The following is a 20,385-nucleotide window of genomic DNA, read 5'->3' on the forward strand; positions in this document are numbered from 1 at the left end:
ACCCGAAGTGACCGCACCGAACCCGCCGCGTCGACGCGACGCCCTGGCCAACCGGGAGGCCCTGCTGCGCGCGGCGCAGTCGGTGCTCGCGACCAACCCCACGGCGTCGCTCGATGTCATCGCGCAGGCGGCAGGCCTCACCCGCCGCGCCGTCTACGGCCACTTCGCCGACCGCGACAGCCTGCTCCGCGAGGTGATCGCGGTCGGTGCGCAGCGGTTCAACGCGATCGCCGAGACGACCGACGAGTCCGACCCCCGGGTGACCCTGGCACGGATGGCGACACGGCTGTGGCGGGAGGCCTCCGCCGTGCGCGCCTCGGCCAACATCGCCCTCGACGATGCGCATCTGGCCGATACGGTGCTCGCCCTGGCGCCGCTGCGTCGCCGCATCCGCGATCTGACCAGCGTCGGAGTGGACTCGGGGGCGTTCCGGGGAGACATGCCAGCCGATCTGCTCGCCTTCCTCATCGAGGAGACCGCCAGAGCAACACTGCGCGAACTGCGGCTCACCACGACCGACGCAGACTCGACCGTCGTCCGCGTGGTGCTGAGCATCGTGGGCCTCTCATGGACCGAGCAGGCCGAGCTCATCGCCGCACACCCAGAGGTCTTCGCGCAGGACTGAACCCTGCGTCCGAGACCGAGATCTACGACCGAGATCTGCGCGCAGTGCGGGGCTCTGGAGCAGGGCCGAGGGGACTGTTCCGTACCGTTCCCGGCCCGGCCGGCCCGGACGCGTGACCGCTCAGACGATCGCGTCGTCGTGCCGCGGCACCCCGTCCTCATCCAGGACCTCATCCGGGTCCGTCTCCACCGACGATGAGGACCGGTCCTCCGCGCGCACACGGAACCAGAGCGTGAGCTCGGTCAACGCTCTCACAGCTGTGCCGACATCCGACCCCGTATCCAGATCTGCGAACGAGTCCCGGTACCCGGTGGGAGCACTCCCGCGGCGCTGCAGTGGCCGATAGCCCATGGTCCAGTCCGCGAACCGACGCTCGCGGATCGGTTCCTCCAGGAGCACCCGCAGATCATGGTGTCGGGAATCCCCTCGGATGCTCTCGAGCACGCGCGCCACGGTGTCCGGATTCCCTTCCAGCACCTGAATGAACCGCCCCTCCCGGTGAAGGAGCATCCCGGTGATGCCCCGTCGAAGATTGAGACGTCGACACACGGTCAGCAGATGCTCGAGAGCCGTCGCGCGAAGCGGCTGAGACGCGGTGCTCGTGTACACCAAGGAGATCAACCCGGGTGCCGTGCCGCCGTTCACAGCGCCACCCCCTGCTCACCGTCGTGGACCGTCGGCGAGGGCTCCCCCGTCAGCTGCTCCACCGCGTTCGTGGCTGCTGCCAGCGTCGCGAAGTCGCCGAGCATACGGGACCGGGCGTCGAACGCGCGATACGCGCCGCCCGCCTGCCTGTCGACATATCCGAGGAAGTCGCCGCGGCGGCTCCCGACATGGAAGCCCTCCTCGACGCACGCCCAGAGGACGTCATGATCAGGTTGAGCAGAGTGCGGCACCCCAGCAGAATATGCGTGCGGCGCGCTCACCGCGCTCCCCTTTACAGCGGCCCCGCGGGTGCGCTAAGCGCGGGTACCGTGCTCGATGTCGATGTCGACCGCGGGAATCCCGAATCCGCCGTCGTCCTCGTCGTCGCCGGCGGTCCGCTGCGGGAACAGGGGGTGCATGCGGATCTGGGCGGCGTCTTCGGAGAAGTCGGGGTCATCGCCGTCGGAGGTCTGCGGACCGACGAGCAGATCGTTGCCGACGCCGACGATCAGGTCAGCGGAATCCTTCTTCCCGTCCACCACGATAGGAAGCCGCAGAGCCGCCGACTCCCCTTCACTCGCGAGGGCGGCGGCGAGAGCGACGAGCGCCTCGGCGACGTCGTCCGTCGTGACCACCTGTTGGCCTGCGTACGATACGAGTTTCATGTCTTCGACGGTGCCATCACGCGGGGCAGGCCCCAAGGGGGTTGTGCGGACCACGTCCGACGCGCTAACCGTGAGCGAGTGCGCCCACGACCGGACAGCCTTCCCCCGATCACGCGCCCGGGCGGGAGAATGGAGCATATGTCCGCGAGATCCCGCCGGCCGCTGTTCTCCTCCGTGCGCCGTCTGCTGCACACCGATCCCTCGGCCGTCGCGCACACCGAGGCGATGCCCGTCATCGACGAGCGCACCGTCCCCCGGGTGCTCGATCTCGCGACCCGCATCGGTGAATCGATGTTCGCCGTCGGCGCCTCAGCACACGAGGTCACGCTCGCGATCACCCGCGTGTGCGATGCCTACGGGATGCGGGGCGTGCAGGTCGACGTCACCTACAACTCGATCACGGTGTCGTTCCATCTGAGCGGCGAGGTCTGGCCCGAGACCCTCGTGCGCGTCGTGCGTGTCACCGCTCCCGATCACGCGAAGCTGCAGCGCGTGCAGGCCCTGGTCGCCGACATCGACGGCGGCCTCGACCTCGAATCCGCGCGCACCACGTTCCGCGCCATCCGGCGGGTGCCGTTCCGCTACCAGCAGCCGGTCGTGATCGTCGCGCGCGCCCTGCTCGCCGTCGGCGTCAGCATCATGCTCGGCGCCGCCCCGATCATCGTCGGTCTCACGTTCGTCGCGGCGCTGTGCGCGGCACTGACACAGGCGGGGCTCGCGCGACTCCGGGTGCCGCTGTTCTTCAGCCAGATCGCCGGAGGATTCGTGACCACGGTCGTGGCTGTCGTGGTCTCCGCGCTCGGTACCGCCGGGATCGAACCGTTCGTCGGCATCCGCCCGTCGATCATCGTCGCCTCCGGCATCGTGCTGATGCTCGCCGGCCTGACCGTGGTCGGCGCCGCGCAGGACGCGATCGACGGCTTCGCCCTCACGGCCGGCGGACGCATCCTCGATCTCACCATGCAGACCCTCGGCGTGGTGATCGGCATCCTCGTCGGCCTGGAACTCGGCGGCGTCCTGGGCTTCACCATGGACCTCCCCGACGACCCCGCGCCGTTCGGACCGCTCGTGAACCAGTTCGCCGGAGCGATCATCATCGCGGTCGCCGTAGCCGTGTTCAACGGTGCCGGCATCCGGATCATCCTCGTCAGCGCGCTGCTCAGCGCTGTCACCCTCGCCGGCTACTCGACATCGGTGGCGCTGAACCTGCACCCCGCGGCGGCGAGCGCGGTCGGTGCCCTGCTGGCGAGCTTCCTCGGGATGCTGATCGCACGCAACCTGCACGTGCCCTCGGTCGCGGTGACCACCGCCGCGATCGTGCCGCTCGTCCCCGGAGTCGCGGTGTTCCAGGGGCTGCTCGAGATGGTCCACGCGGCCGGCACCTCCACGGGCATGCTGCTCGCGGGGGGATCGCTCATCGATGCGGCGGTCATCGGCATCGGCCTGGCCTCCGGCGCCTCGCTCGGCCTCTATCTCGGCACCCCGGTGCGTGCCACGCTCGCGAGCGTGGCGAAGACGCGGGCCCGCGTCCGCCGCTGATCGGCGCCCACGGTGTTACCTGCTCGTCGAGTGCACGGGATCTCGCCGAGTGCACGGGGTGTTCGCGTCGACAGACCGTGCACTCGCGCGCAAGCCGTGCACTCGGTGCACCGCGAGCACCGCGGGTTGAGCAATATATCGGTCCGGATTACAATTCCAGTGAATTCTGGCGGGCTGAAGAGCGCCCGTTGACCGCGCGGACGCATGCACCGCGCCGCGCGGGGTGGTGCGCTCCTCGGCAGCCGATACCGGTCCACCGATGGGAGTGTTGAGTTGTTCACAATGCCCGATCCCCGATTCGAGCTGAGGAAGATCACCGAAACCGAGTGGCTGATCCTCGATCACCGCTATGCCCAGAATGACTCGCGACGCACGGTCGCGTGCATCTATGAGGTCGATGCCGCGGAGGTGGAGGTCGTCTGGCTGCGAGACCTCCCGCTCGCGAGTTCGTACATGACTGCCGCCGACGTGTGGGAAGACGTCCAGCGGTTCCATGCGCCGCGCCGCGCCGGCCGACCGATCCCGATCCCGCATCATCCGCCCCTCGCGACCGCCTGACCGGGCGATCACGCTCACGCAGGCGGGATTCTCCGCTCGCTCGCGCACGCCTGTCAACGGGCAGACGTGCACGCCTCACAGGGGCAAGACTGGGCGATCAATCCACCTCGGTGAACGGAGAACATGATGTCAGACCCGCAGGACCACACGGACGACACACCCGCAGTCGAAGCCCAAGGCATCGATCCCGACATGCCCTCGACCGACGACGGCCCCGAGACAGACGAGGACGACGACGAGAACGAGGACGAGAACGACAACCTCGGTGCGGAGAAGGGCAAGGGCACCCCTCCCACGGTGCCGCCCACGGGCGGTGGCTCCGAGGGTGTTCACGCCGAGGATGCTCGACGCGACTGACCGGAGTGGAGCGCCGTTGCATGCTCCCGCTCCAGGGACGGTGACGCGGGCTTCGGGCTCAGAGAAATGGGTGCCGGGCTCGGACAAATGGGGGGCGGACGGCGGGGACGGGAACGATCTCCGACTGTTCGCCGATCACTTTTAGCCGAGCTGATCGAGGACGAGTTCTCCGCGGGCGTTGAGGTTCTCCATCATCCGCTCGATGCGCTTGGTGTCGATCTCGGGCATCTTGGAGCCGTCGAAGGCGAGCGCCAGCGGAATCGCGGGGTGCATCCAGATGGTGAGCCGACCGGCAGGGTTCTTCTCCTCCGGCAGCCACGTCATCATGAAGCTCTCGTGTCGACGGAGCTTGGTGCCGATCACGATCTTCAGGTGCGCCAACGTCGCATCGTCGATCACGATCGGAGGCCGTGAACTGTTGTACTCGAGAGTTCCCATGCTCCGAGAATACGCGCCTCTGCGCGTCTCCGAGCCCGATGTCGACGCGTGATCGAGGCCGGACGGCCACCACCAGGCAGTCGCCTCTCAGTGTCCGTGCGCAAGCTGTTGGATCAGAACGACAACGCTGCCGAGCGCAACGAGGATTCCGAGCGCGATGGCCTGTTTCCACCATGGAGCGTCGGTCCGGCGTACGGCCACGTAGCCGATCAGTCCGAGGATCGCGACGTAGGTGATCGATGCGATCGTGAGAGCGGTTCCCAGATCGATCCACCCCAGTACAGCGAGGAGAAGGACGAGGAGAGGCACCGCCGCTGAAGCCATCGCCGTCCCGGTCAGACGAAGGAGTCGGCCGAACTCGCGGCGGTCAGGGAAGGTCGCATGCACGGCCAGGTGCGCCAGCAGCTCCGCGACGAATCCGGCGATGGCGATCGCGACGATTCCGACGAGGAGCGTGATGGTCGCGCGACCGGCGTCGGTGTGGGCGACGTTCGAGTTCTGGACGAGCACGATGGCGAGCCCCGTGAACGTGGCATAGACCCGCTCCTTGATCGACGCGGTGTCCACCCCCACCTCCTCGTCGTGGGTGCGCCCGTCGTCGGAAAACTGCATGCGCCGCAGATTATCAGCCATCCCCCGCGGGCCCATGTCGGATGTCGTAGCCTCGACGCATGGTGAGTCCCAGCGACAGCGCGGTCGTCGAAGCCCGGTCTGCTCCGCGGACCACGGCCGGGCGTTCGCTGGCGGTGATCGGACTGACGATCCCGCTCATGCTTCTGATCGACTACGCGGTGTCCTACGCAACGGTCGTCGCACTCTTCGGCGGTCTGCCGTTCGTCCTGATAACGGCGATCCTCATCGCGTTCGCCGTGCTCGCAGGCGGTATCGCGCTCCTGAGCACGGCGTTCACGGGACGGCCGGCGATCCTCGGCGGAGTGGTTGCCTCCGGGGTGCTCACGTGCGCGGGCGCGTTCGGGCTCGTGCGCGGCACCCTCGGTCCTCTGGCTCTTCAGACCGATGCCCTGCTGCATGTTGCGGTGTGTGCTCTCGCGGCTCTCACGTTGGGAATCTTCCTCGGGCCGATGCCGCTGCGGGTCGCGGGCGCGGTGTCCGCCGCGGCGCTGGTGGCCGTGCTGGCCCTCGTCCCGACACCGACCGAGACCGCGGCCGTCGATCGCGCGAATGCCGAGGCCGACCGTTCGGCCGAGGTGAAGGCGAGCTGGATGAGGTCGGGGAAGTTCCCGCTCGTGACCGACCTCGCCGGGTGGTCGAACGTCGAAGTCAGAGCGACCGGGACGGATGCCGCCACCTGGGTGCGCAGTGACACCGGCTCCGTCGCACGCATCATCATCCAGTGGAACGCGGTCGAACCCGACCCCCTCGCGCCGTGCAACTTCATCGGCGGACCCGGGCGGGAGTGGGATCGGGGTCCCGACCAGCTGCCGTCGTGGTGCGTGCGAGCAGGCGACCAGTGGTCGCGGTCAGACGGTACTGCCGTCTACAGCTACGACGCGGGCACCGGCACCACGATGTGGATCATGGCGTTCGGCGGGTACGACGCCGAACGTGTCGGCGGATCGAACGCTGCGACCGCGGAGGACATCGCCGCTCTGATCCCGTCGCTGCACCCGATGAGCCGGGAGGACGCGGAGCGCTACCTGCTTCCGACGTTCGACGGCATCGACAGCCCCGAGGTGCAGACGCCCGACCTGTGAGTCGACGTCACGCGTGAACCCCGCCGCCCGTTCAGGCGGAAGGCGCATGGGGCAGTGCCAGATCCACGAGGCTCACGACGAACTTCCCCGGCTCCTCGAACATGCACAGGTGTGCGGAGTTCTCGAACCAGACGACGTCCACCGACGGCGCCGACACCTCGTCGATCCAGCGCTCCACCGGAGCCGTCGGCGTTGTCCAGTCATGGCGTCCGAGGAACTGCAGCATCGGCACCGCGAACGAGGTCTTCGCACGAGCGTCGAAGGACAGCAGCGCCGGAAGCACGTGGGGCATGGTCACCTGTTGTCCGACGCCGACCAATGCCCGCTCATCAGCCGTGTAATACGGCGACAGCCCGGCCGCGTCCGTGAAGTAGGCGAAGTCCGAGCGGTAGGCGGAGAGTCCGCCGTAGTGCTGCGCCCATCTCCGGCACGTCACGATGCGCTCGATCGTGAGAGGCTGCGTGCCGGGATACTCGCCGAGCGACTGCAGTTCGGCGATGGCCTGCTCATTCCCGTCCGTGAGTGCGCTGCGCATCGCGAAACCGAAGCTCTCGGCCTCGTTCTCCGGACCGGAGATCACCTGCCCGACCCCGATGTAGGCCCAGAGCAGGTCCGGCCGCCGCTCCGCCAGGGTGAGGCCGATGATCGTTCCCCAGCTGTGCCCGAGCACGCCGACCGTGCTCACCCCGAGTTCATGCCGGAGCCAGGCGATCAGTTCCTCGAGGTCTTCGACGTACCGCTCGACGCTCAGATCCATCCCGTCGTGCGCCCCCGCCGCAGACCTCCCACTGGCGCGCTGGTCGTAGTTCACGACGGTGAAGTAGTCCTCGACCGCGCGTTGCCAGATCCACGATGACGGCAGCGAAGGGAGGGCCGGGCCGCCATGGCAGACGATGAGCACAGGGTTGCGGGTATCGCGCCCTCGAATCGAGACGAACTGCTCGACGCCGCCGAGCTCGACGAAGGTCGTGCGATCGATCGCTTCGGGATTCGGGAGGCGGCAGAGATCGGCGATCACTGCGGGACCGTTTTCGTCGGTCATGCCGTCACACTAGCGAGACGTGGGTACGGTCTTCCCTCTCGCCGCCCTCTCGCTCGCCGACGCGTTCAGAGCAGTGCGGCGACCTTCTCTGCCGTCTCCTTCGCGGAGCCGGGGTTCTGGCCCGTGACGAGATTCCCATCGACGACGGCATAGGAGACGAACGGCAGCAGCGCCTTCTCGTACAGGGCGCCGCGCTTCTTCATCTCCTCCTCCGCGTTGTACGGCACGAGCTTGTCCACACGGGCCAGCACCTCCTCTTGCCAGGCGAAGCCGGTGACCTTGCGACCGTCGACAAGGAGAGAGCCGTCCGAGAGTCGCGTGTTGAGCAGACCGCAGTAGCCATGGCAGACCGAGGACACGATCCCTCCCCGCTCCCAGATCTCCCGTGTGATCCGCTGCAGGCCTTCACTCTCCGGGAAGTCGTACATCACCGCGTGACCCCCGGTGAAGAAGATCGCGTCGTAGTCGGCGGAATCGACGTGGTCGGGCCGCAGAGTGGTCGCCAGCAACGCCATGCGTGCGGGGTCGGCACGCCATGCCTTCGCGGTCTTGTCGTAGTTGGGGAACTTCAGCGACCGGGGCTCCAGCGGCGAGGGCCCGCCAGCCGGACTGACGATCCGCTGCTCGAAACCTCGCTCCTCGAAAACCTCCCATGCATGGGTGAGTTCCGACAACCAGAGCCCGGTGGGGTGGTCGGGGTCGTCGTAGTGTCCGACGTTGGTGACGACGTGCAGGATGCGTCTGGTCATGCGAGTCTCCCGGGGATCGAATCGACCGCCGATGGCGGTGCCGCACGGGTGGCGATCGCGAAGATCGCGGCAACGGACGACCGCACCCGCTCAGCCACCGCTTCGGCGGGTTCGGGACGGAACTTGCCGTCGAGGTGCAGGAAGGCGAGGCCGTGGGCCATGCTCCACAGAGCCGTGGACAGGCTCGGTGCGTCAGCCCCGGGGAACAGCGCTTCGATCACGTCATTCAACACGGCGTGCAACCCATGGGACGCCCGCACACGGTCGCTGTCGGATTCGTCGCATTCGTTGCCGAACATCAGCCGGAAGACCGCGGGACGACGCAAGGCGAAGGTCACATAGGCGATTCCGAGCTGCGTGATGACGGCGGGCGCCGGCGAGGCGGCGGGGACTCGGTCCAGAGCGGAGGCGAGGTCGGCCTGCAGGTCCTTGAAACCTTCGACCGCGACGGCGGAGTCCAAGGCCTCCCGGTCGGCGAAGTGCCGATACGGGGCGGCCGGCGAGACCCCCGCCCGACGCGCGACGGCGCGAAGCGAAAACGGCTCCCCGGCCTCGAGAGCCTGTATCGCCGCATCCAGAAGAGCTGCACGGAGATCGCCGTGATGGTAGGTCTTCTCAGAAGTTGACACCGATAACATCCCCTCGTACGATCATGTAAGCAGTGTAAACATACCGTGTCGGATATCGCAATCGAAACGCCGCAATCGAAAGTCGAGTCGAGGAATGCAGACCATACTGGGCGCGAACGGACAGATCGCCGTGGAACTCGCACGCGAGCTGAACCGGAACCACACGTCCGACCTCAGACTCGTCAGCCGCAACCCCCGCAAGGTCAACGCCACCGACACCCTCGTACGAGCCGATCTTCTCGACGCCGTACAGACCGCCGCCGCGGTCGACGGCAGCGACGTCGTCTACTTCACCGCCGGCCTGCCCGCAGACACCGAGCTGTGGGAACGGCAGTTCCCGACGATGGTGAGGAACGCCCTCGACGCGGCCCGCGCCGCCGGCGCGAGTTTCGCCTACTTCGACAACACCTACATGTACCCGCAGGATGACCGGCTGCAGACCGAGGACACGCCCTTCGAACCGGTCGGCCCGAAGGGCAGGGTGCGTGCAGCGATGGCGTCGATGGTGCTCGACGAGATGGCGCGCGGCGACATCCCCGTGCTGATCGCCCGCGCGCCGGAGTTCTACGGCCCCGGGCGAACGCAGAGCTTCACGAACGCGCTCGTCATCGACAGGATCAAGAGCGGCAAACGTCCGCTCCTACCGGTGCGCGACGACCGGCAGCGCACTCTGATCTGGACGCCGGACGCGAGTCGTGCCCTCGCGACGCTGGGCAACGCCGCCGATACCTTTCACCAGACGTGGCACCTCCCCACAGACTCCGACCGTCCCACCTATCGACAGTTCGTCGCCATGGCAGAGTCCGCCTTCGGTCGACCAGCCGGGTCCGGGTACACCGTCGTCCCGAAGTGGGCGCTGAGCGCGGCCGGTCTCGCGTCTCGCCAGGCGCGTGAGATCAGAGAGCTCCTGCCGCGGTACGAGCACGACAACAGGTTCGACTCATCGAAGTTCGTCGGGCGATTCCCGGAGTTCGAGGTCACGAGCTACCGTCGCGGCGTCGACATCATCCGCGAAGAAGCGGTCGCGTCGAGCTTCTGACGGGGCGACGCTTACCGCCCGCTCGTCGGTGCCACGGGCTCGTGGACGTCCCTACGCGTTCGACCGCGCCTCATCCCGGAACTCGACCGCACTCACACGGTGAGTCCGCCATCACGATTCACCGATCCGAGAGCGATTCATCGCCGCGGTCAACCCCCTGACGCTCCCCCTCCGTCAGGAGTAGCTTCACGACCGAACGAAGGAGACGGATATGAGCGACCCGAAGAACACGCAGGGCACACCGGGCCCCGACGAAGAAGCTGACACCGCATCGGGCGGCGCTCCCGACGACGGTCCCGACACCGAAGAGGTGCTCGAGGCGGAGACGACCGACGAGAACGGGAAGCCGCTCGAGAACCCGTCCGGGGGGTGACCGATCGGGCCGGAGCCGCCTCCTCGCCGGAGCCTCAGACCCTTGCGGGCACGAGCTCGTCGCGAAGGATGGCGGCTCCCGCGCTGAGTGCTCGGAGCTTGCCACGCGCGACGTCACGCGACACCGGAGCCATGCCGCAGTTCGTGCTCGGGATGAGCTTGTCGGCGTCGACGAATCGGAGGGCGTTGCGGAGGGTGTCGGCGACCTCGTCCGGGGTCTCGATGGTCGGGCTGGCCACGTCGATGGCCCCGAGCATGACGTTCTTTCCTCGAATGAGCTCGATGAGGTCCAGAGGAACGTGCGAGTGGTGGCTCTCCAGTGAGACGGTGTCGATGATCGAGCGCTGCAGAAGCGGGAAGGACTTCTCGTACTGCCGCCATTCCGCGCCGAGGGTCGCCTTCCAGTCGGTGTTCGCCTTGATCCCGTATCCGTAGCAGATGTGCACCACGGTCTCCGCGCGCAGTCCTTCCGCCGCTCGCTCGAGCACCGCCACGCCCCAGTCCTGCACATCGTCGAAGAAGACGTTGAATGCCGGCTCGTCGAACTGGATGATGTCGACCCCGGCTGCTTCGAGCTCCTTCGCCTCCTGGTTGAGGATGGTCGCAAACTCCCACGCCAGCTTCTCGCGGCTCTTGTAGTGACGATCGTAGAGAGTGTCGATCATCGTCATCGGGCCGGGCAGCGCCCACTTGATCGGCTGATCGGTCTGCTGACGCAGGAACTTCGCATCCTCCACGAACACGGACTTCTCGCGGCTCACGGCCCCGACCACCGTCGGCACGCTGGCGTCGTATCGGTCGCGGATCCGCACGGTCTCGCGCTGGTCGAAGTCGACGCCGGAGAGGTGCTCGATGAACGTGGTGACGAAGTGCTGTCGGGTCTGCTCCCCGTCGCTGATGATGTCGATGCCGGCCTCGCGCTGCTCTTGGACGGCGATGCGCAGAGCATCCTGCGTACCCTCGATCAACGCGTCGCCCTGCAGTTTCCACGGAGACCAGAGCGTCTCCGGCTCGGCCAGCCAGGAGGGCTTCGGCAGACTGCCGACGATCGAGGTGGGGAGCAGCTCGCGCACGATCGACGATCTCTGGTTCGTCATCCGACGGCCACCAGGGATGCGGCGGAGGTGCCGGCGGCCCACTGCTCGAGCAGCTCACCGTGCGGGGTCATGAGGTGCGCATCGGCGTACTGCCCCTGCTCGGCCGCGAGCCTGCTGCGCTCCTCGCGGTCGTAGGCGATCTTGGTCACCGAGTAGTCCTGCTGTTCCAGAGTCGGCCGGTAGATGCTCGCGGCCTCGGAGTTCGCATTGTAGATCTCCGGACGGTAGATCTTCTGGAACGTCTCCATCGTGCTGATCGTGCCGATGAGCTGGAGGTTGGTGTAGTCGCTCAGCAGGTCCCCGCGGAAGTAGAAGGCCAGCGGGGCCACGCTGCCTCGCGGCATGAAGTACCGGACCGAGAGGCCCATCTTGCCGAAGTACTCGTCGGTCAGCGAGCCGTCCTTCTGCTCGTACTCGACACCGAGGATGGGGTGGTGGTTCTCGGTGCGGCGGTACGTCTTGCTCGTCGAGACGCTGATGCAGATGACGGGCGACAGCGAGAAGCGCTCCCGGTAGGCCTCGGAATCGAGGAAGTGCTGGAAGAGCTTGCCGTGCAGATCGCCGAAGTCGTCGGGGACGGTGAAACCCCCCGCGGCCTCGCTGGCCGCCGGCAACCGCACACTGAAGTCGAAGTCGCGGATGTACGACGAGAAGTTGTTGCCCACGATCCCCTGGGTGCGCGTGCCCGTCGACCGGTCGACGATGGTCACCTCCAGCACCTCGAGAAGAGGGAACTCCCGATCCTCCCCCTCCGTGGCGAACTGGATCGCGACCGAGACGATCTCGAGTTCGAGGGTGTAGCGGTCACGGCTCGGGTTGTCCCAGTGCGCCAGATCGTTGAACCGCCGGTCGATCATCGTCAGTGCATTGCGGAGGTTCTGCTGACGGTGCTCGCCGCGCGCCAGATTGGCGAAGTTCGTGGTGATGCGGGAATCGTCGGAGGGCGAGTAGTCCTCGTCGAAACGGGTCGTCGTGATGCGGAACGTGAATTCGGATGCCATGAGCGGCCAATCGGTGGGATGATCGGCCGGGCTCGGCCTCGATCGGGGGTTTCTCCATGATGACGAGTGCGGGCGCCCATCGGGTAATGCGCGCGAACTATGCCGTGACATAGGCTGAATCTATGGCCAAGCGTTCGAGCGGCATCACCCTACAACAGCTCACCTACTACATCGAGGTCGCTGCGGAGGGATCGATCAGCGCCGCCGCCGACCTGCTCTACGTCGCCCAGCCCACCATGTCGGCGGCGATGAAGGATCTGGAGAGCAGAGTGGGGCGCGTGCTCCTCCTCCGCTCCGCCCGCGGCGTGACGCTCACGACCGACGGTGTGGAGTTCCTCGGATACGCCCGGCAGGTCGTCGAGCAGGTCGCGCTCCTCGAACAGCGCTACCTCGGTCGTCCGCCGTCGCGACGCCTGCTCGGAGTGTCGACCCAGCACTACTCGTTCGCTGTCGACGCGTTAGTGCGGATGGTGAAGGCGACCTCGGCTGCCGAGTACGAGTTCTCTCTGCGGGAGACGCGGACGTGGGACATCATCGAAGACGTCCGCACGCTCCGCAGCGAGCTGGGGATCCTCTACCGGAACGACTTCAACCGCAACGTGATCGACAAGCTGCTCCGCGACTCCGGGCTCACCTTCCACCCGCTCTTCGTCGCACAGCCGCACATCTTCATCTCCCGCAAGAACCCCCTTGCCACCCGAGATCGCGTGACCCTCGACGATCTCGCCGACGTGCCGAGGCTCACCTTCGACCAGGGTGCGAACAACTCCTTCTACTTCGCCGAGGAGATCCTCTCCACCCTCTCCAGCCCCCAGGACATCCGCGTCTCCGACCGCGCGACCATCTTCAACCTGATGATCGGCCTCGACGGCTACACCATCTCGACGGGCATCATCAGCGACGACCTCGACCCCGAGATCGTCGCCATCCCGCTCGACGTCGACGAGAACATCGAGATCGGCTGGATCGGGCATGCGGCGATCCCCCTCACCGAGCAGGCACAGCGCTACCTCGCCGAACTGCGCACGGTGGTCTCCGAGTTCGGGGTGGAGTTGCTCGGCTGAAGTCGATGCTCCTGCAGGACCGCCCCAGGACTGTCGGGGCGGGCAGCGTGCGGGAACGACCGCGGCAGCCCGCCCCGGGTCGGTGATGAGGGAGTCACCGATCGGGCTGGGGGACCCAGAGACAGCATCGAACGCCCCTGCTGCCGCGGACAAGTCGAGCCGGGCGGAACCCCCACAACGAGGGGTACCGTGCTATGGACCGGGGCAACCGACCACGCACCTTCCTACGATGAACTTGACCGTGTTCTCGTGATCAGGAAAGAAGTACCCCGTGGCCACCCCCACCTTCGCAGGGCCCGTCGACTACGTCGTCTTCGCATTTCCGTCCGGTGCCTCGCTGCAGTCGGGCATGATCGCCGTGCGCGACCGTGTCGCCACGGGCGGGATCGAGGTGCTCGACATCGACGCGGTGCGGCGCGACAGCGACGATCGCCCGCTGCGGATACCCCTTCGGGAAGTGCTGGACCTCGGCGACGACGACATCGCCGCGCTGGCCGCGACGCAGTCGAACCTGCTCGACGCAGAAGACCTCGCCGGCATAGCCACCGCGCTCGAAGCCGGGCAGTACGCCTTGATCATCATCTACGAAGACCGCTCGCTTGCCGCGGCGGCCGAAGCGTTTGCGCTCTCCGGAGGCGTCGAGATGTTCACCGGAGCCGTCGACATCGCCGATCTCGAGACCATCATCGAAGGGGAGAACATCGAATGAGCCTGCTCCGCACCGCCGCTCGTGCCAGCGTCGCGACCCGGGTCATCGGAAACACCCACCGGCGCCAGCAGCAGCGATGGGCGGCGCACGACGCCGCTGGCCCGACAGTCGGGCCCGAGGTCGGGGCATCGACGCAGACCGCACCGGCTGCTTCTTCGGTCCCCGCGCTGACGTCGACCACGATCGCCCAACTCACCCAGCTGGGCCAGCTACGCGACTCTGGCGTTCTGACCGAGGAGGAGTTCCTCGCTCAGAAACAGCGTGTGCTCTCCGCAGGCTGAGTCGAGGCGCGGCTGCATCGGAGGACACACGGGACGCCGAGCGGTTCGTGCCGTCGCGATGATCTCGCTCGCCCGGCTACACCAGACCGTCTTCAGCGGCGCGCATGTGCAGATCGATCTTGGTCGGGGCTTGGCGCCCGACAGCGGCGTAACGCCCACGGATGCGACGAAGGTGATCGAGAACGGTGTCACGCGAGACGAAAAGGGCTTTCGCGACCTGCTCGGCGGTCTGACCTGAAGCGTATCTGGCCAGCACCTCGCTTTCTCGGCGCGTGAGATGCGCGTCGACGAAGGCGGTGTCCTCCAGGAGAGCGGTCGCCCAGTCCGGCGTCGCGATCGTCTCACCACGCGTGGTGGCTTCGATCGCCCGCATGATCCGCTCCGGTGATTCCGACTTGCGGATCATGCCGGACACACCCGCGTGGGCGGCCTCCCGCACGAGTCTCGCGTTCTCGCCGCTCGTGAATGCCACCACGCGAGTCTGATGCGCCGCTCCGGAGTCCGTGAGGCGTTCGACGTTCGTGCGCGGGGTGCTGCCATCGGCGAGCTGCAGATCGAGAAGCACGACGTCGAACTTCCCGCCGCCGGCCAAGAGTGCCTCGACGGTGCTTGCCGCGCCGACGACGCGCATACCGGGGAAGGTGTTGATGACGGCCGACATCCCCAGGATCATCGCCGGATGATCGTCGACGAGGCCGACGGCGATGCTCTTGCGACGATCTCCCTCGCGAGAGTCGCCCACCTGTCGTTCCCGGTCGATGTGCCGTGTCATCCCACTCCCTCAGAATGCGGACCTCAGCGGAACACTAGCAAGCGGGCCGGGCGGGAAGACCGCCACCGCCGGCGAAACCCCCCGTTCGAGGGGTTTCACGTCAGGGCGGTGCCCCCTCGACGCGCCATCTCGGTCGATACTTGGACGAGCGGCGCGTTCTGAGCGGAGGTCCCGATCATGTCTGGCACGACCAAGGCCGCGACAGATCGCGCCTCTGACAGGAAGCTCTGCGGCTTCGATCGCAGGCTGAGCCGTCTGCTCGGAGCCGGCGGCCTGACGATTCTGGCGATGTGGCTCGTCATCAATGTCGTCCCGGGCGAGTCGCGCTATGCCGGATGGTGGTTGAGCGGACACGTGATTCTCGCCGGGCTGTTCCTCCTCATCGCGGCCGCCCCGCCCCGAGTGCTGACCGTGCGGCTCCTCGAGCACGCCTGGGTCGTCATCCCGGCGCTCGGTGCGGTGCTGCAGACGACGGCATTCCTCGCGGAATCGAGACCGGCGGATCCGAGCATTCCCGCCGCGCACGAGATCTGGCAGATGACCTGGTTGCTCGGAGCGGTGTATCTGTCGCTCCTCGCCCTGCGAGTGGCCCATTCGCGCACATCGACGACGACGCTCCAGCTCGTCCAGGTGAATCTGCTCGGCGGCGCGCTGGCCCTCGGTCCGGTGGTGGGCTTCTGGCTGGAGTACCGCCAGCTTCCCTTCTCGGCGGCGTCGGCCTTCATCGTGCAGCTCACCAACGTCTCGTTCCCGATGCTCCTGCTCATCTTCCGAACGCGGATGATCTCCTACTTCGCCGTGCAGGAGCGGTGGAGACAGCGCACGGAGGCATCGGCATCGGCGAAGGCCCGACTTCTCAAGGAACGGGAGCTGGCCAGGCTGGCGCACGATACGGTGCTCGGAACCCTCAACAGCGCAGCACTGTGGTTTCGAGGCGATCCCGTGGTGTTGCCCGAGCAGGTCGTCGACATGGCTCGCGGCGCATTGCGCTCACTCGACGCACGCACGGAAGACCACTCGATCGAACAACCACTCGCTGTGCTCGAACAGGTCATCGTGAGCACGGCAGCGCAGCTCGGGGTGGAACTCGTGGAGGTGCGCTGCGCCGATGGTTCGGCGACGGTCCCCGGAGCCGTCGTCTCTGCCGTCAGCGATGCCATGAGCGAGGCGGTTCGCAACAGTCTGCGCCACGCGGCCGGCACCACGCCGCGCGTCACCGGATCGATTCGACCGGACCGTGTCGACCTCATGATCGAAGATGACGGCCCCGGCTTCGATCTCGCCACCGTTCCCCTCGACCGGATGGGCGTGCGCCAGTCGATCGTCCGACGCATGACCGACCTTCCCGGAGGGGACGCGGTGATCGACAGCGCCCCTGGACGAGCGACCCGCGTCCGTCTAGCCTGGCGCCGGCCCGCACCGACGGGGATGCAGGAACACGCCTCAGCGCGTCCGCACGAAGGCGCACCCTCATGACCTCCCCCACACTCGTCGGTCTCGGCGCGCGCCTTCCCCTCCTGTGGATCGGCTTTCTCATCATCTCGGCCCCGGTCGCCAGCGCGATCGAGAAGGGCAGCTTCGCCCACCCTGAGAACTGGGCGCTCTTCACGGCACTCTTCGGCGCCATCCTCGGATTGGTCGGCCTGCTCGCGCCCTGGAAACGCGGGCTCAGCCGACCCCGCCTGCACGTGCCGCTCATGCTCACCGGCGCCGTGATCACCGCGTCCGTCGTCGTCCTGATCGACACGCCGGCCTACGAACCGTCGATGTTCTCGGTGGCGATCGCACTGTGCAGCGCGGTGATCCTCTTCGGCGACGGCATACTCGGTGCGGTTGTGGGATTCGCACTCATCACGGTCCGCGCAGTGGCTGTCGTGCTCGTCGCGCCCTCTCCGGGGCTCATGTACGTCATCGACGTCTACCCGATCGCGTTGCTCATGGTCTCGCTCGTGTGGCTTCGCTACGCGCGGCGACTGAGCCGCAGAGAAGGCGGATTCCGCGCGCGCGCCAGCACCGCCCTGCGAGAGCTACAACAGCGCGAGCGTGCCCTCGCGGAGCTGCGGATGCGCAACTCGATCGCGTCCTCGGGCGCTCACAGCGCACTCGAGCAGATCGTCCGCACCGGCGTGCTCACCGACGATCTTCACGCCGAGGTCCGCGCCGCAGAAGCCGCGTTGCGCGACCACATCCGCTGCCCTGCGCTCGAGCATCCGCAGCTGACCACAGCGATCGCGACCGCGCGTCGCGAAGGTGTGAACGTCCTGCTCCTGAACGCGAGCACGGACGTCGGCGATCCGGACGACGTGATCGGCGACGAGCTCGCGACGGCGCTCGGCGACCTCGTGCGCCGCGCTTCTCCTGGCGACGACATCACCGTCCGTCTGCTCGCTCGGCGCACGAGCGAGCCCATCGCGGTGTCCGTGCTGCTCAATCGCGCGGGAGACGGGGGAAGCGAGGACGATTCAGGACTCCTCGAAGCGGATCAGGACGGCCCGGTCGTTCTCGACGCGGAAGGACGCCCCCGTGGCATCACCGATCCCCGATCTCTCCCGTGACTTCCGGCGGCGTGCCCTCGAACGTCGGCGGCCGCTGAATCGGGACGCGGCGCGTCGAGGAACCCGCGCCGCCCGAGGTAGAGCGAGAGCGCCCCGATTCCGGCGAGGAGGAGGACAGCCCACCATGGGAAACCGGGACCTTCCGGTGTATCCCCTGCCGCGGCGAGAGCGTCGGGAGGTGTGGGCGTGATGCGCTCGCCGGTGACGACGATGCGATGCGAGTTGATGCCGAGCGGGGTGCAGGTGATGAGGGTGACCAGGTCCCGCCCCGGCTCGGGGAGCAATGTCGCCGAGTCTGCGGGATCGATCACCTGCACGTCTCGCACGCGGTAGACCAGCGGCTCCCCGAAGACTTCGACCGTGAAGACGTCGCCCGCGGCGACGCGGTCGAGAGCGGTGAACATGGCAGCTTCGGCGAGCCCTCGGTGTGCGGTGATGACGGCGCGGGTGCTGTCGCCGCCGACGGGCAGGTGCGTGCCTTCCAGATGGCCGGCGCCGCGCCGGAGGGTCCGCTCGCTCGTGCCGTGGAACACGGGGAGGTCCACGCCGATCGAGGGGATCCTGATGCGTGCCATGAGCCCGTCATCAGCCGCGACGAGCATCTGGTCGTACACCAACGCGGTTCCGGCGGGGTTGGCGGCCACGACGGGCACGTTTCCGCCGGCGTCGAGGCGGACGCCCGCGACGAGTGCAGCGTTGTAGGCGCGCGCCTGTTCGAGCTGGTGCGTCGGCGCCGGTTCGATGTCGCCCATCGACGTCGCCGCGTTCCGGATGACGAGCGACTGGTCGTAGGACGAGATCCAGGTCGCCGCCGACGGATACAGCCCTGCCGCCAGCGCGATCGCCCCGCACAGGGTGATCGCCCATGTCAGAGGACGGGGGCTCCAGCGTCTGCGCATGTCATTCCGATCTCTGCGGCGGATGCTCTCGAGAGCGGTGGCGATGTCGAAGGGTCGTCGTCGCCACCGCTCTCAGATCACGGATCAGGCGTTCGCGGACTTCTTGCGTCGCGCGAGGATGAGTCCGATCATGACGGCGAGAGCGCCGACTCCGGCGACGCCCAGCAGGAGCTGACCGTCCGAGCCTGTGAAGGGCAGCACCGGGATCCCTGGCTGCGAGTTCTCGATCTCGATGTTGTCGGTCGTGACCGTGCCGCGCTCGATGGCGACGGGCGTGAAGGGATCTGCCGGAAGCACGTACCCGGCAGGCGCGACGGTCTCCTTCAGCACGTAGCAGCGCTGGGTGGCGTCGATCGCCGGGTTGACGCTGTCCGACACGAACAGTCCGCCGATGACGATCGTCCCATCGGAGCCGCTGGTGAAGGAGGTCTGCCCATCGACGCTGATCGGTGCTCCTGTCGCCGTCGATGCGGTGCAGTCGCCCGCGTAAGGGTCGGATGCCGCGTAGATCTCGAACACGGCGCCGCTGAGGGTGCCGGTGGCGCCAGAGGTGCCCGAGGCGCGCTTGAGCAGCGTGATGTCACCCCACGAGGTCTTGACTTCGTTCGAGGTCAGCGACGGGTTGGCTGCAGGGTCGAAGTCGGGGTTGTTGGGGAAGAACACCGCGGTGTTCGGGATCTCACCGTCGCCGATCTGCTCGATCGTGCCGGAGAAGGCGACGGTGATCTCTGCTCCGACGTGGGCGTTGGGGCCCTCGTCGAGCCAGGCGAGCCCTTCCGCCGTCATCGCGAATGTCACTTCCTGTCCGGCGTTGACGACGGTGTAGTACACGCTGTCGAGCGGTGCTCCGTCGACGGTGACCGTGACGTCGGCCGGATCGACAGGGGTGAGGCGGGAGTCGAGGACGTCGCGGATCGCGAAACCTGTCCAGGCGTCGCCCATCCGGGGTACGGGCACGGTCACGGGGAACGTGACGACGGACCCGAGGCCCAGATCCGACTGCTGCTCGATGGATTTGATGATCTCGCCGGCGGAGTTCTTCGGATAGGCGTGCACGTCGTACACCCAGCCGTTCTGGTGCGGAGTGGGGACGACGACGATGAACGGCTGCGCTCTGTCGATGATGTCGGCCGGTGCCGTGGTCTCGCAGACCTGGTAAGCCCCCAAAGGGAGCGATGCTGTCGCGGTGCCGCTGCTGTCCGTATCGGGCATGACCACAGGTGCGCCCAGGGAGAGCCCCGCCGGTGCGGTGCACGCCGCGCCGGGGGTGAGGCCGGAGAGATCCGCCCAGCTGTCACCATCCGTCACATCGATCGCGACCCCGTCGCGCAGCAGCGGATAGATCGTGAACCCGACGCCGGCGACCGGGTCGCTGAATGCACCTTCGGCCGGGGCCTGGCTCGGGTCGCCGGTGACCGCTTCGGACTGCTGCAGGTACTTGTGGACAGTCAACGAACCGGTGCGGTCCTCGTCGATGTTGCCGTAGTCCTGCGGGGCCGCCCAGGCGCTGCCGCCAGAGGTGAGGAGCGTGACGCCGAGGAGCACGGCCCCCGCTGTCGCGGCGATGCCGCGTCGGTGTGTGGCGTTCATGTGGAACTGCCTTTCTATGGATAAGGGCGGGTGAGTAGCTGCGC

At 67.4% G+C, this 20,385-nt stretch carries 25 protein-coding genes; 12 read left to right on the forward strand and 13 right to left on the reverse strand.

The window, feature by feature from the left end; translation table 11 throughout:
- Positions 1 to 7: 7 nt before the first annotated feature.
- Positions 8 to 625 carry a TetR/AcrR family transcriptional regulator gene (locus GZ64_RS0116125; protein WP_021201283.1) on the forward strand — a complete coding sequence of 206 codons (618 nt, stop codon included), beginning with the start codon at positions 8 to 10 and terminating at the stop codon, positions 623 to 625.
- 120 nt (positions 626 to 745) lie between these two features.
- Here the strand turns inward: GZ64_RS0116125 and GZ64_RS0116130 are convergent, their stop codons facing one another.
- From GZ64_RS0116130 to GZ64_RS0116140, 3 genes are all read right to left on the reverse strand, one after another.
- Positions 746 to 1,234, reverse strand: a complete 489-nt coding sequence (locus GZ64_RS0116130; RefSeq protein ID WP_231479918.1) for a BLUF domain-containing protein — start codon at positions 1,232 to 1,234, stop codon at positions 746 to 748.
- A gap of 32 nt (positions 1,235 to 1,266) precedes the next feature.
- Complete coding sequence (locus GZ64_RS0116135) at positions 1,267 to 1,521, reverse strand: hypothetical protein (RefSeq protein WP_029267617.1); 255 nt, start codon at positions 1,519 to 1,521, stop codon at positions 1,267 to 1,269.
- Positions 1,522 to 1,584: 63 nt separating this feature from the next.
- Complete coding sequence (locus GZ64_RS0116140; protein WP_051668116.1) at positions 1,585 to 1,935, reverse strand: hypothetical protein; 351 nt, start codon at positions 1,933 to 1,935, stop codon at positions 1,585 to 1,587.
- A 138-nt stretch (positions 1,936 to 2,073) separates the two neighbouring features.
- Here GZ64_RS0116140 and GZ64_RS0116145 point away from each other — a divergent pair, with 138 nt between their 5' ends.
- From GZ64_RS0116145 to GZ64_RS0116155, 3 genes are all read left to right on the forward strand, one after another.
- A complete protein-coding gene (locus tag GZ64_RS0116145; RefSeq protein ID WP_021201287.1) occupies positions 2,074 to 3,474 on the forward strand; it encodes a threonine/serine ThrE exporter family protein in 1,401 nt (466 codons plus the stop codon).
- 282 nt (positions 3,475 to 3,756) lie between these two features.
- Positions 3,757 to 4,032, forward strand: a complete 276-nt coding sequence (locus GZ64_RS0116150) for a hypothetical protein (RefSeq protein WP_029267619.1) — start codon at positions 3,757 to 3,759, stop codon at positions 4,030 to 4,032.
- 126 nt (positions 4,033 to 4,158) lie between these two features.
- On the forward strand, positions 4,159 to 4,389 hold the full coding sequence (locus GZ64_RS0116155) for a hypothetical protein (protein ID WP_021201289.1): 231 nt from the start codon (positions 4,159 to 4,161) through the stop codon (positions 4,387 to 4,389).
- A gap of 141 nt (positions 4,390 to 4,530) precedes the next feature.
- Here the strand turns inward: GZ64_RS0116155 and GZ64_RS0116160 are convergent, their stop codons facing one another.
- Together GZ64_RS0116160 and GZ64_RS0116165 are read right to left on the reverse strand one after the other, a co-directional pair.
- Positions 4,531 to 4,827 carry a DUF7882 family protein gene (locus tag GZ64_RS0116160; protein WP_021201290.1) on the reverse strand — a complete coding sequence of 99 codons (297 nt, stop codon included), beginning with the start codon at positions 4,825 to 4,827 and terminating at the stop codon, positions 4,531 to 4,533.
- 87 nt (positions 4,828 to 4,914) lie between these two features.
- Entirely contained in the window at positions 4,915 to 5,439 is a 525-nt protein-coding gene (locus GZ64_RS0116165) for a hypothetical protein (RefSeq protein WP_021201291.1), read from the reverse strand.
- 59 nt (positions 5,440 to 5,498) lie between these two features.
- Between GZ64_RS0116165 and GZ64_RS0116170 the strand changes: the two genes are divergently transcribed.
- Positions 5,499 to 6,542 (forward strand): hypothetical protein, encoded by a 1,044-nt coding sequence (locus tag GZ64_RS0116170; RefSeq protein ID WP_029267621.1) that lies wholly within the window; start codon positions 5,499 to 5,501, stop codon positions 6,540 to 6,542.
- Positions 6,543 to 6,573: 31 nt separating this feature from the next.
- Here the strand turns inward: GZ64_RS0116170 and GZ64_RS0116175 are convergent, their stop codons facing one another.
- The 3 genes from GZ64_RS0116175 to GZ64_RS0116185 form a co-directional block, all read right to left on the reverse strand.
- The gene (locus GZ64_RS0116175) at positions 6,574 to 7,584 is read right to left on the reverse strand and encodes an alpha/beta fold hydrolase (RefSeq protein ID WP_051668117.1); all 1,011 of its coding nucleotides are present in this window, start codon (positions 7,582 to 7,584) and stop codon (positions 6,574 to 6,576) included.
- A 65-nt stretch (positions 7,585 to 7,649) separates the two neighbouring features.
- Positions 7,650 to 8,333 carry a type 1 glutamine amidotransferase domain-containing protein gene (locus GZ64_RS0116180; protein WP_029267625.1) on the reverse strand — a complete coding sequence of 228 codons (684 nt, stop codon included), beginning with the start codon at positions 8,331 to 8,333 and terminating at the stop codon, positions 7,650 to 7,652.
- Positions 8,330 to 8,962 (reverse strand): TetR/AcrR family transcriptional regulator, encoded by a 633-nt coding sequence (locus tag GZ64_RS0116185; protein WP_051668120.1) that lies wholly within the window; start codon positions 8,960 to 8,962, stop codon positions 8,330 to 8,332. The genes GZ64_RS0116180 and GZ64_RS0116185 overlap by 4 nt, the downstream gene beginning before the upstream one ends.
- A 94-nt stretch (positions 8,963 to 9,056) precedes the next feature.
- On the opposite strand from GZ64_RS0116185, the gene GZ64_RS0116190 reads away from it, so the two are divergent.
- Both GZ64_RS0116190 and GZ64_RS20090 read left to right on the forward strand, forming a co-directional pair.
- Positions 9,057 to 10,001: an NAD-dependent epimerase/dehydratase family protein gene (locus GZ64_RS0116190; RefSeq protein WP_021201296.1), complete on the forward strand. Its 945-nt coding sequence runs from the start codon at positions 9,057 to 9,059 to the stop codon at positions 9,999 to 10,001.
- A gap of 211 nt (positions 10,002 to 10,212) precedes the next feature.
- A complete protein-coding gene (locus GZ64_RS20090) occupies positions 10,213 to 10,374 on the forward strand; it encodes a hypothetical protein (protein WP_167255440.1) in 162 nt (53 codons plus the stop codon).
- Positions 10,375 to 10,408: 34 nt separating this feature from the next.
- Here the strand turns inward: GZ64_RS20090 and GZ64_RS0116200 are convergent, their stop codons facing one another.
- Positions 10,409 to 11,446 carry a methionine synthase gene (locus tag GZ64_RS0116200; RefSeq protein WP_197020542.1) on the reverse strand — a complete coding sequence of 346 codons (1,038 nt, stop codon included), beginning with the start codon at positions 11,444 to 11,446 and terminating at the stop codon, positions 10,409 to 10,411.
- A 20-nt stretch (positions 11,447 to 11,466) separates the two neighbouring features.
- A complete protein-coding gene (locus GZ64_RS0116205) occupies positions 11,467 to 12,471 on the reverse strand; it encodes a DUF1852 domain-containing protein (RefSeq protein WP_021201299.1) in 1,005 nt (334 codons plus the stop codon).
- A gap of 122 nt (positions 12,472 to 12,593) precedes the next feature.
- On the opposite strand from GZ64_RS0116205, the gene GZ64_RS0116210 reads away from it, so the two are divergent.
- The 3 genes from GZ64_RS0116210 to GZ64_RS0116220 all read left to right on the forward strand — a co-directional run bounded on the left by GZ64_RS0116210 (position 12,594) and on the right by GZ64_RS0116220 (position 14,525).
- Positions 12,594 to 13,535, forward strand: coding sequence for a LysR family transcriptional regulator (locus GZ64_RS0116210; RefSeq protein WP_029267628.1), 942 nt, complete (start codon positions 12,594 to 12,596; stop codon positions 13,533 to 13,535).
- 271 nt (positions 13,536 to 13,806) lie between these two features.
- The gene (locus GZ64_RS0116215; protein WP_029267629.1) at positions 13,807 to 14,244 is read left to right on the forward strand and encodes a hypothetical protein; all 438 of its coding nucleotides are present in this window, start codon (positions 13,807 to 13,809) and stop codon (positions 14,242 to 14,244) included.
- Positions 14,241 to 14,525, forward strand: coding sequence for an SHOCT domain-containing protein (locus GZ64_RS0116220; protein ID WP_029267630.1), 285 nt, complete (start codon positions 14,241 to 14,243; stop codon positions 14,523 to 14,525). Before GZ64_RS0116215 ends, GZ64_RS0116220 begins: the two co-directional genes overlap by 4 nt.
- Positions 14,526 to 14,601: 76 nt before the next feature.
- Here the strand turns inward: GZ64_RS0116220 and GZ64_RS0116225 are convergent, their stop codons facing one another.
- Entirely contained in the window at positions 14,602 to 15,297 is a 696-nt protein-coding gene (locus tag GZ64_RS0116225) for a response regulator transcription factor (protein WP_081859779.1), read from the reverse strand.
- A gap of 177 nt (positions 15,298 to 15,474) precedes the next feature.
- On the opposite strand from GZ64_RS0116225, the gene GZ64_RS0116230 reads away from it, so the two are divergent.
- Together GZ64_RS0116230 and GZ64_RS19530 are read left to right on the forward strand one after the other, a co-directional pair.
- Positions 15,475 to 16,773 (forward strand): sensor histidine kinase, encoded by a 1,299-nt coding sequence (locus GZ64_RS0116230; RefSeq protein ID WP_029267634.1) that lies wholly within the window; start codon positions 15,475 to 15,477, stop codon positions 16,771 to 16,773.
- Positions 16,770 to 17,852, forward strand: a complete 1,083-nt coding sequence (locus tag GZ64_RS19530; protein ID WP_029267637.1) for a hypothetical protein — start codon at positions 16,770 to 16,772, stop codon at positions 17,850 to 17,852. The genes GZ64_RS0116230 and GZ64_RS19530 overlap by 4 nt, the downstream gene beginning before the upstream one ends.
- On the opposite strand, the gene GZ64_RS0116240 is transcribed toward GZ64_RS19530, so the two are convergent.
- Positions 17,780 to 18,751, reverse strand: coding sequence for a class C sortase (locus GZ64_RS0116240; RefSeq protein ID WP_081859780.1), 972 nt, complete (start codon positions 18,749 to 18,751; stop codon positions 17,780 to 17,782). The two genes, GZ64_RS19530 and GZ64_RS0116240, sit on opposite strands and share 73 nt — an antisense overlap.
- An 84-nt stretch (positions 18,752 to 18,835) precedes the next feature.
- On the reverse strand, positions 18,836 to 20,341 hold the full coding sequence (locus GZ64_RS0116245) for a SpaH/EbpB family LPXTG-anchored major pilin (RefSeq protein WP_051668123.1): 1,506 nt from the start codon (positions 20,339 to 20,341) through the stop codon (positions 18,836 to 18,838).
- Positions 20,342 to 20,385 lie beyond the last annotated feature (44 nt).

The organism is Microbacterium sp. Cr-K32 (genome assembly GCF_000708345.1).
Taxonomy (GTDB): domain Bacteria; phylum Actinomycetota; class Actinomycetes; order Actinomycetales; family Microbacteriaceae; genus Microbacterium; species Microbacterium maritypicum_A.

Coding starts and splice junctions, on each gene's coding strand:
- GZ64_RS0116205 (WP_021201299.1), bottom strand. CDS start 12,471: ATGGCATCCGAATTCACGTTCCGCATCACGACGACCCGTTTCGACGAG.
- GZ64_RS0116155 (WP_021201289.1), top strand. CDS start 4,159: ATGTCAGACCCGCAGGACCACACGGACGACACACCCGCAGTCGAAGCC.
- GZ64_RS0116140 (WP_051668116.1), bottom strand. CDS start 1,935: ATGAAACTCGTATCGTACGCAGGCCAACAGGTGGTCACGACGGACGAC.
- GZ64_RS0116145 (WP_021201287.1), top strand. CDS start 2,074: ATGTCCGCGAGATCCCGCCGGCCGCTGTTCTCCTCCGTGCGCCGTCTG.
- GZ64_RS0116165 (WP_021201291.1), bottom strand. CDS start 5,439: ATGCAGTTTTCCGACGACGGGCGCACCCACGACGAGGAGGTGGGGGTG.
- GZ64_RS0116190 (WP_021201296.1), top strand. CDS start 9,057: ATGCAGACCATACTGGGCGCGAACGGACAGATCGCCGTGGAACTCGCA.
- GZ64_RS0116180 (WP_029267625.1), bottom strand. CDS start 8,333: ATGACCAGACGCATCCTGCACGTCGTCACCAACGTCGGACACTACGAC.
- GZ64_RS0116160 (WP_021201290.1), bottom strand. CDS start 4,827: ATGGGAACTCTCGAGTACAACAGTTCACGGCCTCCGATCGTGATCGAC.
- GZ64_RS0116220 (WP_029267630.1), top strand. CDS start 14,241: ATGAGCCTGCTCCGCACCGCCGCTCGTGCCAGCGTCGCGACCCGGGTC.
- GZ64_RS0116210 (WP_029267628.1), top strand. CDS start 12,594: ATGGCCAAGCGTTCGAGCGGCATCACCCTACAACAGCTCACCTACTAC.
- GZ64_RS0116225 (WP_081859779.1), bottom strand. CDS start 15,297: ATGACACGGCACATCGACCGGGAACGACAGGTGGGCGACTCTCGCGAG.
- GZ64_RS19530 (WP_029267637.1), top strand. CDS start 16,770: ATGACCTCCCCCACACTCGTCGGTCTCGGCGCGCGCCTTCCCCTCCTG.
- GZ64_RS0116170 (WP_029267621.1), top strand. CDS start 5,499: ATGGTGAGTCCCAGCGACAGCGCGGTCGTCGAAGCCCGGTCTGCTCCG.
- GZ64_RS0116245 (WP_051668123.1), bottom strand. CDS start 20,341: ATGAACGCCACACACCGACGCGGCATCGCCGCGACAGCGGGGGCCGTG.
- GZ64_RS20090 (WP_167255440.1), top strand. CDS start 10,213: ATGAGCGACCCGAAGAACACGCAGGGCACACCGGGCCCCGACGAAGAA.
- GZ64_RS0116240 (WP_081859780.1), bottom strand. CDS start 18,751: ATGCGCAGACGCTGGAGCCCCCGTCCTCTGACATGGGCGATCACCCTG.
- GZ64_RS0116175 (WP_051668117.1), bottom strand. CDS start 7,584: ATGACCGACGAAAACGGTCCCGCAGTGATCGCCGATCTCTGCCGCCTC.
- GZ64_RS0116150 (WP_029267619.1), top strand. CDS start 3,757: ATGCCCGATCCCCGATTCGAGCTGAGGAAGATCACCGAAACCGAGTGG.
- GZ64_RS0116230 (WP_029267634.1), top strand. CDS start 15,475: ATGTCTGGCACGACCAAGGCCGCGACAGATCGCGCCTCTGACAGGAAG.